Source organism: Streptomyces sp. NPDC047974 (assembly GCF_040653375.1).
Classification (GTDB): domain Bacteria; phylum Actinomycetota; class Actinomycetes; order Streptomycetales; family Streptomycetaceae; genus Streptomyces.
In genome coordinates, this window is sequence record NZ_JBEZNU010000001.1 from 626733 (window position 1) to 641759 (window position 15027).

The 15027-nt window shown below is 74.8% G+C and carries 11 protein-coding genes and 1 tRNA gene; 7 read left to right on the forward strand and 5 right to left on the reverse strand.

Translation table 11 applies throughout. The features are described 5' to 3' along the window. Positions 1 to 436 precede the first annotated feature (436 nt). Entirely contained in the window at positions 437 to 2014 is a 1578-nt protein-coding gene (locus AB0E19_RS02830; RefSeq protein ID WP_362172078.1) for a pectate lyase, read from the forward strand. A gap of 4 nt (positions 2015 to 2018) precedes the next feature. On the opposite strand, the gene AB0E19_RS02835 is transcribed toward AB0E19_RS02830, so the two are convergent. From AB0E19_RS02835 to AB0E19_RS02845, 3 genes are all read right to left on the reverse strand, one after another. Continuing rightward, entirely contained in the window at positions 2019 to 3281 is a 1263-nt protein-coding gene (locus AB0E19_RS02835) for an arginine deiminase (RefSeq protein ID WP_362172081.1), read from the reverse strand. A gap of 37 nt (positions 3282 to 3318) precedes the next feature. Further along, positions 3319 to 4776, reverse strand: coding sequence for a basic amino acid/polyamine antiporter (locus AB0E19_RS02840; RefSeq protein ID WP_362172084.1), 1458 nt, complete (start codon positions 4774 to 4776; stop codon positions 3319 to 3321). 168 nt (positions 4777 to 4944) lie between these two features. Then, complete coding sequence (locus AB0E19_RS02845; protein WP_362172087.1) at positions 4945 to 6123, reverse strand: lactate 2-monooxygenase; 1179 nt, start codon at positions 6121 to 6123, stop codon at positions 4945 to 4947. Between the two features lie 222 nt (positions 6124 to 6345). On the opposite strand from AB0E19_RS02845, the gene AB0E19_RS02850 reads away from it, so the two are divergent. Next, entirely contained in the window at positions 6346 to 7494 is a 1149-nt protein-coding gene (locus AB0E19_RS02850) for a phosphotransferase (protein ID WP_362172090.1), read from the forward strand. A 25-nt stretch (positions 7495 to 7519) separates the two neighbouring features. Here AB0E19_RS02850 and lysA read toward each other — a convergent pair whose 3' ends face one another. Continuing rightward, entirely contained in the window at positions 7520 to 8884 is a 1365-nt protein-coding gene (gene lysA / locus AB0E19_RS02855; RefSeq protein WP_362172093.1) for a diaminopimelate decarboxylase, read from the reverse strand. Continuing rightward, positions 8881 to 9468, reverse strand: a complete 588-nt coding sequence (locus tag AB0E19_RS02860) for an SAV_915 family protein (protein ID WP_362172096.1) — start codon at positions 9466 to 9468, stop codon at positions 8881 to 8883. The genes lysA and AB0E19_RS02860 overlap by 4 nt, the downstream gene beginning before the upstream one ends. 546 nt (positions 9469 to 10014) lie before the next feature. On the opposite strand from AB0E19_RS02860, the gene AB0E19_RS02865 reads away from it, so the two are divergent. From AB0E19_RS02865 to AB0E19_RS02885, 5 genes are all read left to right on the forward strand, one after another. Then, a complete protein-coding gene (locus AB0E19_RS02865; protein ID WP_362172099.1) occupies positions 10015 to 10743 on the forward strand; it encodes a hypothetical protein in 729 nt (242 codons plus the stop codon). Between the two features lie 315 nt (positions 10744 to 11058). Further along, positions 11059 to 11691, forward strand: a complete 633-nt coding sequence (locus tag AB0E19_RS02870) for a carbonic anhydrase (protein ID WP_362172102.1) — start codon at positions 11059 to 11061, stop codon at positions 11689 to 11691. Beyond that, entirely contained in the window at positions 11688 to 12332 is a 645-nt protein-coding gene (locus tag AB0E19_RS02875) for an L-threonylcarbamoyladenylate synthase (protein WP_362172106.1), read from the forward strand. Before AB0E19_RS02870 ends, AB0E19_RS02875 begins: the two co-directional genes overlap by 4 nt. A 100-nt stretch (positions 12333 to 12432) precedes the next feature. Next, positions 12433 to 12504, forward strand: a tRNA-Pro gene (locus AB0E19_RS02880). Positions 12505 to 12507: 3 nt separating this feature from the next. Continuing rightward, positions 12508 to 14919, forward strand: a complete 2412-nt coding sequence (locus tag AB0E19_RS02885) for a hypothetical protein (protein WP_362172109.1) — start codon at positions 12508 to 12510, stop codon at positions 14917 to 14919. Positions 14920 to 15027: the final 108 nt, after the last annotated feature.

Below are 15027 nucleotides of genomic sequence, written 5' to 3' on the forward strand. Positions count from 1 at the left end.
GTTGTTCCGTTCGGTGGTGCCGGTCGTACGGGAGCGATGCCCGGTGCCGCCGCGACGCGTGCCCGCGCCCGCCGGTCACCCGTCCGCGCGAACGCGTTCCGCGGCCGGTCCGCACCTCCCCCGTGCAGGTAGTGCCTATCACGGCTGATCATCGGTCACCCACCCCTTTTGGCGGGCGGCCTCCCGCCCTTGACCTGCCGGTTTCCGTCCCCTCGGAGAGAGCGGCGGCACCCCTCGCCCACGGGAGCGCTCCCACTCCCCCACCCGACCCGCACATTCCGACCGTGTGCGAAGTCTTGTCAGGCACTCGGCGCCGCCCCTATCGTCACCCGCCAGAAAGCGCTTTCTAGCGCTTCGGCCCAGGGACGGGACTCACGACGACAACGTCCCGCGCCGCCGTCGAGCGGTGCGGACGCCAACGAAAGGGCAGGCGAGCATGGGACGACGCTCCCCCTCCACGCGACTCCAGGCGGGCTTGGCCGCCATGGCGGTCGCGGCCGCCACCGGCGTGATCCTGACCATGCCGGAGGCCTCCGCCGCCGTCGCCGCCGGGGCGACCGGCTACGCGAGCCAGAACGGCGGGACGACCGGCGGCGCCGGCGGGCAGACCGTCCGGGCGACCACCGGCACGCAGATCCACGCGGCCCTCTGCGGGCGCGCCTCCAGCAGCACCCCGATCGTCATCCAGGTCGAGGGCACCATCAACCACGCCAACACCGCCAAGGTGTCCGGCACCAGCTGCAACACCGCCGACGGCGTCATCGAGCTCAAGCAGATCAGCAACGTCACGCTCGTCGGCGTCGGCGCGGGCGCCGTCTTCGACCAGGTCGGCATCCACATCCGCGAGTCGAGCAACATCATCATCCAGAACGTCACCGTCAGGAACGTCAAGAAGTCCGGCTCGCCCGTCTCCAACGGCGGCGACGCCATCGGCATGGAGAGCGACGTCCGCAACGTCTGGGTGGACCACAGCACCCTGGAGGCCTCCGGCGGCGAGTCCGAGGGCTTCGACGGGCTCTTCGACATGAAGGACAACACGCAGTACGTGACGCTCTCCTACAGCGTGCTGCGCAACTCCGGCCGCGGCGGCCTGGTCGGCTCCAGCGAGACCGAGCTCAGCAACGGCTTCATCACCTACCACCACAACCTGTACGAGAACATCGACTCGCGCGCCCCGCTGCTGCGCGGCGGCATCGCCCACATGTACGACAACCACTACCGGCAGCTGAACGAATCGGGCATCAACTCCCGCGCCGGCGCCCGCGCCAAGGTCGAGAACAACTACTTCGAGGACTCCAAGGACGTCCTCGGCACCTTCTACACCGACGCGGCCGGCTACTGGCAGGTCGCCGGGAACGTCTTCGACAACGTGACCTGGTCGCCCGCCGGCACCGACTACCGGCCCGCCGGTCCGAACCCGACCTCCAACACGACCGTGTCCATCCCCTACGCCTACACCCTGGACAGCGCCTCCTGCGTCCCGGACGTGGTCGCCCGCACGGCCGGCGCGAACAAGGGCCTGCTGGTCTCGGACGGCTCCTGCACCCCGCAGACCCCGAGCCCGACGCCGACCCCGACCGCCACGGCGACGGCCACCCCCACGCCGACCGCGACCCCGACCCCGACGGCCACCGCCACCACCGCCCCGCCGTCCGGCACCAACCTCAGCATCGGCGCCGGTTCCGACGGCTCCAGCAAGGCCGACGGGACCAGCTACGGCAACGTCCGGGACGGCAGCCTCGGCACCTACTGGTCGCCCGCCGGCACCACCGGGTCCGTCTCGGTCAAGTGGAGCGCCCCGACGACGATCTCGTCGGTCCGCATCCGCGAGGCCTCCGGCGCGGGCACCGTCACCGGCTGGCGCCTGCTGAACGCCGACACCGGAGCCGTACTCTCCACCGGGAGCGCGGCCGGCACGGTCTCCTTCCCGGCGACCTCGCTGAGCAAGGTCACCTTCGAGATCACCGGCGCCACCGGCACCCCGCGCGTCGCCGAGTTCGAGACGTACGCGTAAGGGCTCAGAAGTCCACCGGGTCGCGGACGAGGGGGCAGGTCATGCAGTGGCCGCCGCCTCGTCCGCGGCCCAGTTCCGCGCCCACGATGGTGATGACCTCGATGCCCGCCTTCCGCAGCAGGGTGTTGGTCTGGGTGTTGCGGTCGTAGGTGAAGACCACGCCGGGCTCCAGGGCGACGGCGTTGTTGCCGCTGTCCCACTGCTGGCGCTCGGAGGCGTAGACGTCGCCGCCGGTCTCGATGACCCGGAGCCCCGGCAGGCCGAGGGCCTTGGCGACGACCTCCGTGAAGGGGGTGTCGCCCTCGTCGGTGATCTCGACCCCGGGGGCGCGGTCGGAGGGGCGCAGCGAGAAGCTGTGGATCGCGTCCACGATCCGGGGGTAGAGGGTGACGACGTCCCGGTCGGCGAAGGTGAAGACGGTGTCGAGGTGCATGGCCGAGCGGAGCTTGGGCATGCCGGCGACGACGACGTGTTCGGCGGCGCCGCGCTCGAAGAGCGCCTGGGCCACCTGGGTGACGGCCTGCCGGGAGGTGCGCTCGCTCATGCCCATGAGGACGACGCCGTTGCCGACGGGCATGATGTCGCCGCCCTCGAAGGTGGCCTGCCCCCAGTCCCGTTCGGGGTCGCCCCACCAGACGGTGGCGTCCCGGTAGCCGGGGTGGAAGGTGTAGACGGCCTTCATCAGCAGGGTCTCGCCGTGCCGGGCGGGCCAGTAGAGCGGGTTCAGGGTGACGCCGCCGTACAGCCAGCAGGTGGTGTCGCGGGTGTAGAGGGTGTTGGGGAGCGGCGGCATCAGGTACTCGCGGACACCGGTGGCCTCCCGGGCCAGCGCCACGTACGGCGAGCGGAACTCGTCCGGGAGGTCGGCGGTGGAGAGGCCGCCGATGAGGTACTCGGCGAGTTCGCGGGGCGCGATCGAGTCCAGGAAGGCCCGGGTGTCGTCGATGAGTCCGAGGCCGACCTCGTCGGCGACGATCTTCCGGTCGAGCAGCCAGGCCCTGGCCTCGGGGATCGCCATGGTCTCGGAGAGCAGGTTGTGCAGCTCGACGACCTCGACACCGCGCTGGACCAGTTTGTTGACGAAGTCGGCGTGGTCGCGCTGGGCGTTCTCCACCCACATGACGTCGTCGAAGAGGAGGTCGTCGGAGTTGGTCGGGGTCAGCCGGCGGTGGGCGAGGCCGGGCGAGCAGACGAGGACCTTGTGGAGCCGGCCGACCTCGGAGTGGACGCCGAGGGGCCGGGCGGCCTGGGGGGTGTCGGGGTTCATCGCCGGCCTTTCCTGAGGGGGCGGGGTGCGGGGGTGGTCACAGTTCGATCCAGCCGGCGGCGAGGGCGATGACGCCGACGACGGCTCCGGCGACCGAGACGGCGCAGATGACCGCCTCCCGGGGCGAGAAGAGGCGCCGGCCCTGCTCGCGGCGGGCCTTCACGAAGAGCAGGGTGGCGGGGGCGTAGAGGATGAGGGAGACGAGGACGAACTTGGGTCCGGCCGCGTACAGCAGGAAGGCCGTGTAGAGGGTGGCGACGGCCGCGACGACCAGTTCGCGCCGGGTGCTCGTCCCGGTCACCCGGTGCTCCCGGGGCCGCAGCGCGATCTTGAAGGCGAAGGCGGCGGCGAGGAGGAAGGGGATGAGGCTGAGGGCGCTGGTCAGGTCGAGGGCGAAGTTGAAGGCGTCGTCGGAGAAGGCGGTGACGACGAGGACGACCTGGCTGAGCGCGGTGGTCATGAGCAGCGCGGGGACGGGCACGTCGTTCGCGGTGGAGCGGCCGAGGAAGCGGGGCATGTCGTCGTCCTTGGCGGCGACGAAGAGGACCTCGGCCGCCATCAGCGTCCAGGCGAGGTAGGCGCCGAGGACGGAGACGATGAGGCCGACGCTGACGAAGACCTTGCCCCAGGTGCCGACGGCGGCCTCCAGGACACCGGCCATGGACGGCTGGCGCAGCTCGGCGATCTCGCTCATGGGCAGGATGCCGTAGGACACGATGGTGACCGAGGCGAAGACGGCGAAGACGCTGAGGAAGCCCAGGATCGTGGCCCGGCCGACGTCCTCGCGCCGTCGGGCGTGCCGGGAGTAGACGCTGGCGCCCTCGACGCCGAGGAAGACGAAGACGGTGGCGAGCATGGTGCCGCGGACCTGGTCGAAGAGGGAGCCGGCGTAGTCGGCGCCGCCGAAGTTCTCGGCGAAGACGGAGGGCTTGAGGCAGAAGAGCGCGAGGAGGACGAAGACCAGGATGGGCACGACCTTGGCGACCGTGACGATCCGGTTGATCGCCGCGGCCTCCTTGACCCCGCGCCGGACGAGCAGGAAGAAGCCCCACAGGCCGACCGAGGAGAGGACGATCGCGAGGGCGGTGTCCCCGTCGCCGAGGGCGGGCGCCACGGCGCCGACCGTCGACATGATGAGGACCCAGTAGGTGACGTTGCCGACGCAGGCGCTGGCCCAGTACCCGAAGGCGGAGAAGAAGCCGAGGTACTCGCCGAAGCCCGCCTTGGCGTACGCGTACACGCCGGCGTCGAGGTCGGGGCGGCGGACGGCGAGCGTCTGGAAGACGAACGCGAGCATGAGCATGCCGACGCCGGCGACGGCCCAGGCGATGAGCGCGCCCGCGACGCCGGTCTCCTGGGCGAAGCGCCGGGGCAGCGAGAAGACGCCGGCCCCGACCATGGAGCCGACGACCATCGCGGTCAGGGTGAGGAGGCTGAGCTTGACCGCGGGGGGCGTGCCGGAGGCGGTCGGGGCGCTGGGTTCCGCTGCGGTCATGGTCGTACCTCGCCCGCGCTCGTACGCCGCGGTTCGGCGCGAGAGCGAGGGGCGTCGGGGCGATCAGACTCTAGCCCGGAGCGCCACGGTTCGCCCCTTTTGTACGATCTTGCCGGTACGGATGGAGGGCAGCGCGCGGACGGGAGCGTCCGGCTCCCCGGCCGGCGGTCACAAGCGGCGGAGGGCTCCCGGCTCCCGGAGGGAGTCGAGGGTCGGGTAGCCGTCCACGGCCATGATCAGGTCGGCTTCGGCGAGGAGGGAGCGCAGGACGTGGACGATGCCGTCCTCGCCGCCCGCCGCGAGCCCGTACGCGTACGGGCGGCCGACGCCCACGGCGGTGGCGCCCAGCGCCAGGGCCTTGACGACGTCCGCGCCGGTGCGGACGCCCGAGTCGAAGAGGACGGGGAGACCGTCGGCGGCCTCGACGACGTCGGGCAGGGCGTCGAGGGCGGGCAGCCCGCCGTTGGCCTGCCGGCCACCGTGGTTGGAGCAGTACACCGCGTCCACGCCCCCGTCGCGGGCGCGGCGCACGTCCTCGGGGTGGCAGAGGCCCTTGAGGATCAGCGGGAGGTCGGTGAGGGAGCGCAGCCAGGGCAGGTCGGCCCAGGTGAGGGGATTGCCGAAGACGCCGGCCCATTCGAGGATCGCCGCGCCGGGGTCCTCCTCGGGGGCCTTGGCGAGGCGGGCCCGGAAGACGGGGTCGGAGGTGTAGTTGGCGAGGCAGTGGCCCCGCAGCTGCGGGAAGTTGCTCGCGGCGAGGTCGCGCGGGCGCCAGCCGGTGACCCAGGTGTCGAGGGTGACGACGATCCCCTTGAACCCGGCGGCCTCGGCGCGCCGCACCAGGCTCTCCGCGAGCTCCCGGTCGGTGGGGGTGTACAGCTGGAAGAAGCCGGGGGTGTCCCCGAACTCGGCGGCGACCTCCTCCATCGGGTCCACCGTCAGGGTCGAGGCGACCATCGGCACGCCGGTGCGGCGGGCCGCGCGGGCGGTGGCGAGGTCGCCGTGCCCGTCCTGGGCGCAGAGCCCGACGACGCCGACCGGCGCCATGAAGAGCGGGGAGGGCAGCCGGAGGCCGAAGAGGTCGACGCCCAGGTCGCGCCGGGCGGCGCCGACCATCATGCGGGGCACCAGGCCCCACCGTTCGAAGGCGGTCACGTTCGCCCGCTGGGTGAACTCGTCGCCGGCGCCGCCTGCCACGTACGACACCACCGACGGCGGCAGCGCGGCGGTCGCCCGTTCCTCCAGCCCGGCGTAGGTCATGGGGAGGGCGGGGAGCACTCCGCCGAGACCGGCGAGGTAGATCTCGTTCTGGTAGTCGCCGTACCGCCCGCCGAACGCGCCGCTCATCGTGGCCCCGCCCTTCCCTCGCCCCGGGCCGGGCCCGCCCCGGCCGCCGGTGGCGCCCACGGTGCCAGCCGCCGCGCCCGAGCGCCATGGTCAGGACCCGTCGGGCGGGACCCGCGTGCGGCGCGGGGCCGTACCCGGACCGGCGGAGGCACATGCGGAGTTCGTCCACCGGCGTGGCATATTCCGGTGCGCCCGGGTGCCGACCGGTGGTGGAATCGCCCGATGCACGGGAACGACGGACGGACGGGCGGCGCCGAGCGGGCCGCGGTGGTGGACCGGGGCCGGTTCGCCGGCTCGGTGACCCCCTGGGACGACACCGGGTGGCGGCGCGAGGTGTTCGGCTGGGCCGAGCGGGTGCTGGCCTCGCGCGGGCTCGTGGAGGCGGGCGTACGCGAGGTGAGGGTGCGGCCCTGGTCGGTCCTCGTCCGGTTCCGCACCGGCGGCGGCGCGCGCGACGCCGTCTGGCTGAAGGCGGGCGCCCCCTCCAACGCCTTCGAGGCCGGACTGGCCGGCGCGCTCGCCGAATGGACGCCCGAGCACGTGATGACCCCGCTGGCGGTGGACGCCTCCCGCGGCTGGTCGCTCCTGCCCGACGGTGGCCCGCTCTTCCGCGACGTCCTCGACACGGGCGCGGCCGGCCCGGAGGCCTGGACGACGGCGCTGGGCCAGTACGGCGCGATGCAGCGGTCCCTGGTCCCGTACGCGACCGGGGACGGGGGCGGGGACGGGGCGTCCAGCCTGCCGGACGCGGGTGCGAAGGGCGCGGGTGCGAAGGGCGCGGGCGCGGAGGGCGCGGGCGCGGGCGCGCCGGAAGCGGGCGGCGGGCTCGGCGGGTTGGGGGTGCCGGGGGCGCGGACGCGGGAGTTGCCGGAGGCGTTCGACGCGCTCGTCGCCGGGAACCCGCTCTTCGACGGCGACGAGCGGGCCGCGCTGCTGCGGCGACGGCCCCGGCTCGTCGCGCTGTGCGCCGAGCTCGACGCGTACGGAGTGCCCGACTCGCTCGACCACTGCGACCTGCACGACGGGCAGATCCTCGCCCCGTCCCCCGGTCGCTTCACCTTCTTCGACTGGGGCGACGCCTGCGTCGCGCACCCCTTCGGCAGCCTCCTGGTCCCGGTCCGGGAGGTGCGGGAGCGGTACGGCCCCGAGCACGTGGCCCCGATGGTGGACGCGTATCTGGAGCACTGGAGCGACCTCGGCCCGTCGCGGACGGAACTGCGGCGGGCGGCGGTCCTGGCGGTGCGCCTCGCGGCGCTCGGCCGGGCGGGCTCCTGGTTCCGGCTCTTCCCCGGCACCCCGACCGGCGACAGCGAGGAGGCGAGCGCGTACTGGGTGCGGCAGCTCTTCGCCGCCACCGACGAAGAGCTCTGACGCCACGGGCGCGCCGCTCCCGCGCCTACAGGCCGACGTCCCGGGCCCGAAGGTCCTCCAGGGTCTCCCGCCTGACGAGCAGCCGGGCCACGCCGTCGCGGACGGCGACGACCGGCGGGCGGCCGACGAGGTTGTACGAGGAGGCCATCGAGAGGTGGTAGGCGCCGGCCACCGGCACCGCGAGCAGGTCGCCCGGCCGGATGTCGGCGGGCAGGTCGACGTCCTCCGCGAGCAGGTCGCCCGCCTCGCAGTGGCGGCCGGCGACGGTGGTGCTGACGGCCGGGGCGGTGGACCGGCGGCCGATCAGGCGGGGCGCGTACCGGACTCCGTAGAGGGCGGGGCGCGGATTGTCGCTCATCCCTCCGTCGACGGCGACGAAGGCGCGCCCGCCGGTCGTCTTGACGGCGAGGACCCGGTAGACGGCGACGCCGGCCGGCCCGACGACCGCCCGGCCCGGTTCGACGAGCAGCCGCGGCACGGGCAGTCCGGCGGCGGCGCAGCTCTCGGCGAGGGCGGCGCGGAGCCTGCGGGCGAGGGCGGTCGGGTCGAGGACCGGGTCGCCGGGCCGGTAGGCGATGCCGTGGCCGCCGCCGAGGTCGAGCTCCGGCAGGACGACGCCGTGGGCGTCCCGGATCCGCGCCATCAGGCCGACGAGCCTCCGCAGGGCGGTGAGGTAGGGCTTGGCCTCGGTGATCTGGGAGCCGAGGTGGCAGTGCAGGCCGGTGAGTTCGAGCTGCGGCTGGTCGAGGATCCGGGCGACGGCGTGCTGGGCGTGCCCGTCGCGCAGGGAGAGCCCGAACTTCTGGTCGTCGGTCCCGGTACGGACCTTGGCGTGCCCGCCGGCACCGACACCGGGCGTGACGCGCAGCATCACCTTCTGGTGGCCGTGCGGACCGAGGGCGGCGGCCAGCCGGGCGATCTCGGCGGCGCTGTCGATGACGATCCGGCCGACGCCGAGGCGCAGCGCGGCGGCGAGGTCGGCCGGGGACTTGACGTTCCCGTGGAGGAGGATCCGCTCGGGCGGGAAGCCCGCGGTGACGGCCAGTTCGAGCTCGCCCGCCGAGCAGACGTCGAGGCCGAGCCCCTCCTCGTCGACGAGCCGGACGAGACCGCGGCAGAGGAACGCCTTGGCCGCGTAGTGCACTTCGGCGTCGGCCGCGGGGAAGGCGGCCCGGTAGGTACGGCAGCGGTCGCGGATCTCGGCCTCGTCGAGCACGTACACCGGCGTGCCGTGCGCGTCCGCGATGTCGGCGAGCGGCACCCCGGCGAGCAGGACGCGGCCGCGGGGCTCCTCGGTGGCGGTGGCGGGCCAGACGGAGAACGCGGGGACGGGGGCCGGGGCGGTACGGGTGGGCGGGACGGCGGCGGCCGTCAGGTCGGCGGTGGTCATGCGGCGTTCCCCCTCGCGGCCGGGTCGAAGCGACGGGCACACGGGGTACCGGGACGGGCGGGCGCGGGGGTGGGGGCGGGCGCCGGGGCGGGCGCGGTCGGGGTCGCGGTCGCGGTCGCGGTCGCGGTCGCGGTCGCGGTCGCGGTCGCGGGAACGGCAGCGGGTGCCGGGGCGGACACCGGGGAGGTCAGTGCACCTGGTGTGGGTTCCGGCGACGGTTCGGGTACGGCTTCCGGCACCGAATCCGGCGCGGGGGTGAAGGGGGCCGTGAGGACCGGGTCGACGGTGAGGGCGTGGACGCCGAGCGGGCGGGTGAGGGCGCGCAGGGCGGCCTCGGCGAGCGGGATCCAGGGCTGTTCGGTGCCGAGGGTGGCGTGGAGCCGTTCGGGGGTGGTGAAGGCGACGGCGGTGCGGGCGCCGACGGGCGTGCGGTAGAGGCGGGTCGCCACGCCGTGTCCACCCGGCCGGACGGGCACGCAGAGGCGTCCGGCCGGGGCGGGTTCGACGGGGTCCGGATCGGAGGGCTCGGGTGCGGGGGCCGCGGCCACGGCCGTGCGGTCGTCGGCGTGCGGGGTGCGGGGCATGGGTCCTCCCGGGGGTCGGCCCGGCGGCGGTCCGCCGGGGCGCGTCCTCGCAGCCTTGCCCGCCGGGTGCCCCGTAGTCCCCTTCCCTGACGCGGTCCTGACGCCGGACCGGGCGACTCTTGACGCGATGGTCACGCCCGGCGCCCCGGGGCAGTGCCCGGACGGCGGCGGAGGCCGCGCCTCCGGTGGGCCACTCGCGCCGGTCCCGGACTGGCACTTGGTGTCTCCGCTCCGCGCGGTGGTGCGACCACACCTCCGGGCATGAATACCTGGAGGGGGTATGAGATACCCGAAGGGGTGGGGGCCGTCGCGGTCCACCGTCACCCCGAGGCCTCTATGGCACGGAGTGCCTGGTGGGAGGGGACCGGAACGTCGGCTGGACGGAGGGCCCGGGGAGCTGAAAGCCTCGGCGATTGAGGACCCGATCACCGGTCCCGTACGTGCGCCGCCGCGAGGGGAGCGTGGCGCGGGCCCGTGATCGTCGCGTCCTCGCAGGCGCGTCCGCCGCACCCGTACGCGCCGGTACCGCGAGGAGGAGGACCACCGATGACCGCCGCCCGGGAAGAACGGCTCCGGCTCGACACCGCGAGTGTCGACAACGCGAGGACGACGCTGCTCCAGCTCCTCGCGCGGGCGGGGGTGTACTCCGGCGACGCCGAGGAACTGATCGGACTCGTCGAGGCGGGCGCGCTCGCCGTCGCCCACGAGGAACTGGCCGGCACCGGCCGGCAGGCACCGGCCGGGAGCGGCGAACCGTACGCGGCGGGCTGGCGCGACGGTTCACGGGCCGTCGCCGAGGGGCTCGCGGGCCTCGCCGACCGGGCGCTGGGCGCGGCCGTCGCCGAGGACGCCGAGGCGGAGGCGGAGGCCCGGCCCCGGGTCGGCCGGATGGAGGTCGAGCGGGCCAAGGTCGCGGTCGTCCCGCTGTACCTCTCCTTCTCCGAGGAGTCCGACCTCGACCCCGAGGTCACCGAGCAGGTGCTCGCGTCGGCACTCGCCACCATGGGGGCGCGGCAGCGGGCGGCCTATCCGGGGCGGCTGACGTCGTTCGCCGCGGACAACCGGAGGCATCTGGAGCGGCTGTACGCCACGTACGGCCCGGGCAGCGCGATCGCCATCCACGGCCGCTACACCCTGGTCCACTCCCCCACGAGCCTCGCCGTCCTCGAACGGCTGGCCGCCCGACCGGCGGAGCTGCGGGAGGAGTGGGACGCGGCCGAACTGCCGCCCGCCTGGCTGGACGGCCTGACCCGCGCGTGGGACGCGACGGTCTGAGGCCCCCTCCGGGGTGGGACGGCCTGGACGGGGCCGGCCCGCGCGCACGGGGTCGTGCAGCAGGGCACGCCACTGACGGCAGCACGGAGTCGGGGGCGGACGCACCGCTGACGGCAGCACGGAGTCGGGGGCGGACGCGCCACTGACGGCAGCGCAGAGTCGGGGGCGGACGCGCCACCGGGCAGCACCGCGCGGGGTGGAGGGACCGGCGATCGGCGGCAGAGGGTTCCCCAGGGGGTGCAATGCGTCACACGAGGGCGCGACGGGGGCCGATCCTGTGGCGCGGCGGCCGGGGGGCACGCATAGGGTGGCGGCATGCCCAGAACTTCCCCGGCCCTTGCCCTCGACGCCCTCCTCGACGGCAACCGTCGCTTCGTCTCGGGCACGCCCGAGCACCCCAACCAGGACGCCGCCCGCCGCACGGAGCTGGCCCCCGGCCAGGACCCGTTCGCCGTCATCCTCGGCTGCTCCGACTCCCGGCTCGCGGCCGAGATCATCTTCGACCGGGGGCTCGGCGACCTCTTCGTCGTCCGCACCGCCGGGCACGTCATCGGCCCCGAGGTCCTGGGCAGCGTCGAGTACGCGACGAGCGTCCTCGGCGCGCGGCTCGTGGTCGTCCTGGGCCACGACTCCTGCGGCGCGGTCGCCGCGGCCCGCGCGGCCGTGGAGGACGGCTTCGCGGCGCGCGGCTTCGTGCGGGACGTCGTGGAGCGGGTGACGCCGAGCATCCTGGCGGCCAGGACCGCGGGTCTGACCGCGGACAGCGACATCATCGACGAGCACATCCGGCACACCGTGGACCTGCTCCTGGACCGCTCCCGGCTGCTGTCCGAGCAGGTGGCGGACGGCGAGATCGCCGTCGTCGGCCTCGGCTACGAGCTGGCGGGCGGCAGCGCCCGCCTCGTGACCACGCGCGGGGCCGTCGTGGAGGAGGGCACTCCGGCGTGACCTCCCGCTTCGACTGCTCCGATCCGGCGGCCCGCGCGGCCGGCCTCGGCGAGGCCGCGGCCGCGGTGCGCCGCGGGGACCTCGTCGTGCTGCCCACGGACACCGTGTACGGGGTCGGGGCGGACGCCTTCGACCCGAAGGCGGTCGCCTCGCTGCTCGCGGCCAAGGGCCGCGGCCGCCACAAGCCCTCCCCCGTCCTGGTCGACTCGGCCGCCGCGCTCGGCGAGCTGACCGACGAACTCCCCGACGCCGCACGGGCGTTGATCGAGTCGTTCTGGCCGGGCGGGCTGACTCTGGTGGTCCGTCACCGCGCCTCCCTCGACTGGGACCTGGGCGAGACGGGCGGCACGGTGGCGGTCCGGATGCCGGACCACCCCCTCACCCTCGAACTGCTCGCGGCCACGGGCCCGCTGGCGGTCTCCAGCGCCAACCTCACGGACCATCCGTCCCCGCAGGACTGCGACGCCGCGCAGGCGATGCTCGGGGAGTCCGTGGCGGTGTACCTGGACGGCGGACGCACCGCCGGGGCGATCTCCTCGTCGATCGTCGACCTCAGCGGCGCAACGCCGGTCCTCGTCCGCGACGGCGTCCTGCCGGTGGCGGAACTCCGCGCGCTCGTACCGGACCTGATCGTCCCCTGACCCCTCGGTCCGACCCCACCCGCTCGTGCTCCCCCCCGGCCCCGGGCAACGGAAATCTCCGTTGCCCGGGGCCGGGCCCGTCACTAGGGTCACGTCCCATCGACGTGTAGCTCAGCAGCAGAGCGCCGGGCTAGGGTCCCGGAGGGCGCGGGGGCAGCACCCGCCACGTCGGCTCATGAACACGCACGCTGATCAGCAGCCTCCGACGTCCGTATCTCCCACGGCGCCCGCGTCTCCCACGGAGCCCGCCGCTCCGCTCGCCGCCTCTCCCGGCTACGCCCGGACACAGTGGGCGCGGGCCTTCACCACCGCCCTCGGCCACACGGACCCCGCGACCCGGCGGCGGGCCGAGGAGCGGGCGCGCGGCTGGCGGGACGTCATGGCGGGGATGGCCTCCGGCAGGCTGCGGGTCGGTTCGCGTACGCCGGTGGCCGAGCTGCCCGCCTGGGTGACGCCCGACGTCCTGCACGGCGGCTTCGCGACCGGTTCCGCGCGGGCCGGCGGTCCGCTCCGGGAGTTCGAGCGGGAGGCGGCGCACCACGCCGGGGTGCCCGCCGAGCGGGCGGCGATCTTCGCGTACCACCTCACCGAGCCGGGTCTCGCCGACCTGTGGGAGCTGCTCGACTCGGGCCGCTACGAGGTGGGCCTGCCGGAGGAGGCGGCCCTCCTGACGGTGGCCTGGCTGGTGCGGGCGGGCGAGACGGACGCGGCGGTCGAACTGGTGGAGACCCTGCGGCCGTTCGCGGACCGGCTGCGCTTCCTTCCCCGGCCGACCGAACACCGCTCGGCCAGGCGTGCGGCGCGGCGCGGGGCGGAGGGCGGCGGAGAGCCCTCCGCGGGGCTTCCGGTGCCGGAGGCGGGCGCGGTGCACCGCTCCACCGTGGAGCAGGCGCGTGACGCGCTGGCCGCGAGGGCGCCGAAGCGGGCCGTGGAGGCGCAGCGCGAGGCGCTGAGCGTCTGGCGTCCGTTCGCCGACGAACTCCTCGCGCACTGGCTGGAGTTCACTGGACCCGAGGGAGTGGTGCGGCCGGACGCCGTACCGGAGGAGGCCTGGCGGGCCCGGGGACGGGCCCTCCTCGACCGGTACGAACGGCTGCTCGCCGCCCATCCGCTCACCGGCCGGCACCGGAAGCCGGGGAGCAACGAGGGGATCCTGCGGGGCGCGTTGGCGGAGCTGGTGTCCGGACGCGAGCTGGACGCCCGGCGGGCCGGCCTCGTGCGGGTGGCGGTCACGGGGATGGTGCGGAAGCGGGGCCTGCCGGGCTCCGAGCGGCACACGGCCCTGCGGGACGGGCAGTCCGCGCAGGCGGCACTGCCCCCGCATCACGCGGTGGCGCACCTGGTCGCGGAGCGCCTCGCCCGCCTGCCGCAGGAGTCGGGCCTCGTCGACGTGGCGCCGTTCGTGGTGCCGGTGACGGCGGCCGAGGAGGGGCGCACCGGGCTGCCCGAGGGGGTCGACGTGCCGGCTTCGGTGCGGCGGGTGGTCGAGGGGACGCTCAGCGCGCCGCTCGGCACGCTGGTCGCGTCCGGGATCGTCCCCTCGGCGGAGGCGATGGCGGAGCTGGTACCCCAGCTGGTCGCCGCCGAGCGGGCCGCGGTCTACCGGGACCCCGCGCTGCGCGTCCTGATGGCCGCGAACTACCGCGCCTTCCGCAACCGCCGCTCCGTCCTGCTGCTCCACCTCGCACGCCAGGTGGCTCCGGAGGAGCTGCCGTGGGTACGGGCGGTGCGCGGACACGCGGACGGCGACGCCACCACCCGCGGCTCGGCGGTCGCCGCGGCACGCACCCTGGCGGAGACGGCGGTGGAGCACTTCCCCGGCACCCTCCTTCCGAACCCGCTGGTGCGCGAACTCGGCGCCCTGCTCGTCCCGTCGGAGCCGGCCGCGCCGCTGACGGAGGAGCTGGCCGCGGACATCTTCATGGGCCGGTTCAGCGGCAAGTTCCTCGCCTCGGCGGGGATCGCGGCCGAACTGCTGGGCGGGGGCTCCCTGTACGAGCGGTACTACGGCATCGACTACGCGGAGCTGGGCGCCCTGGCCGCCCGTGCGCACGGAGGTGATCGCGAGGCGCTCGCGGAATTCGCCCGGCTGTGCCACGCCCGGGCCGGCCGGACACCGGGCCATGACTCCGTCGCCGGGAACGGCATGGTGATCGAGCAGGCCCAGATCCTCACCACGCACAACCTGGCCACGCTGGTCCGTCGCGTCGGGATCGCGCCGGAACGGGGCTGGGCCGAGGCGGCACGCCGCTGCTTCGGAACGGTCTGCCGGCTGACGGAGCGCGCGCAGCGTGGCCCCTACCCCCTGACGGCCCTCAAGGACGCCGCGTACGCCTGGCGCCAGATGCTCTTCCACCTGTCGCTGTGCGAGGAGTCCGAGCGGGCCGAGGTGCTCGCCTGGCTGCCCGCGGAAGCGGCACGCCGCCCGCTGGTGGCCTCCCGGCTCGCGCCCGCACTGCTGGGCCTGCGGCACGTGGCCGAGGGCGGGCTCTTCGACGCGGACGGGACGGCCCGGTCGGGACGGGCGCGCCGGCTGACCGGATGGTCGGTGGCCGAACACTGGCTGCGGCCCGACCCCTGGAAGTGAGGGGACTGCGCCCCGGGGCCCCTGTGGTGGGGGGTGCCGGGGCGCAGTCGACTCGCTGGATCCAATATCCGACATCCAAAATCCGGGATCCAGCATCTCGGATCCGAT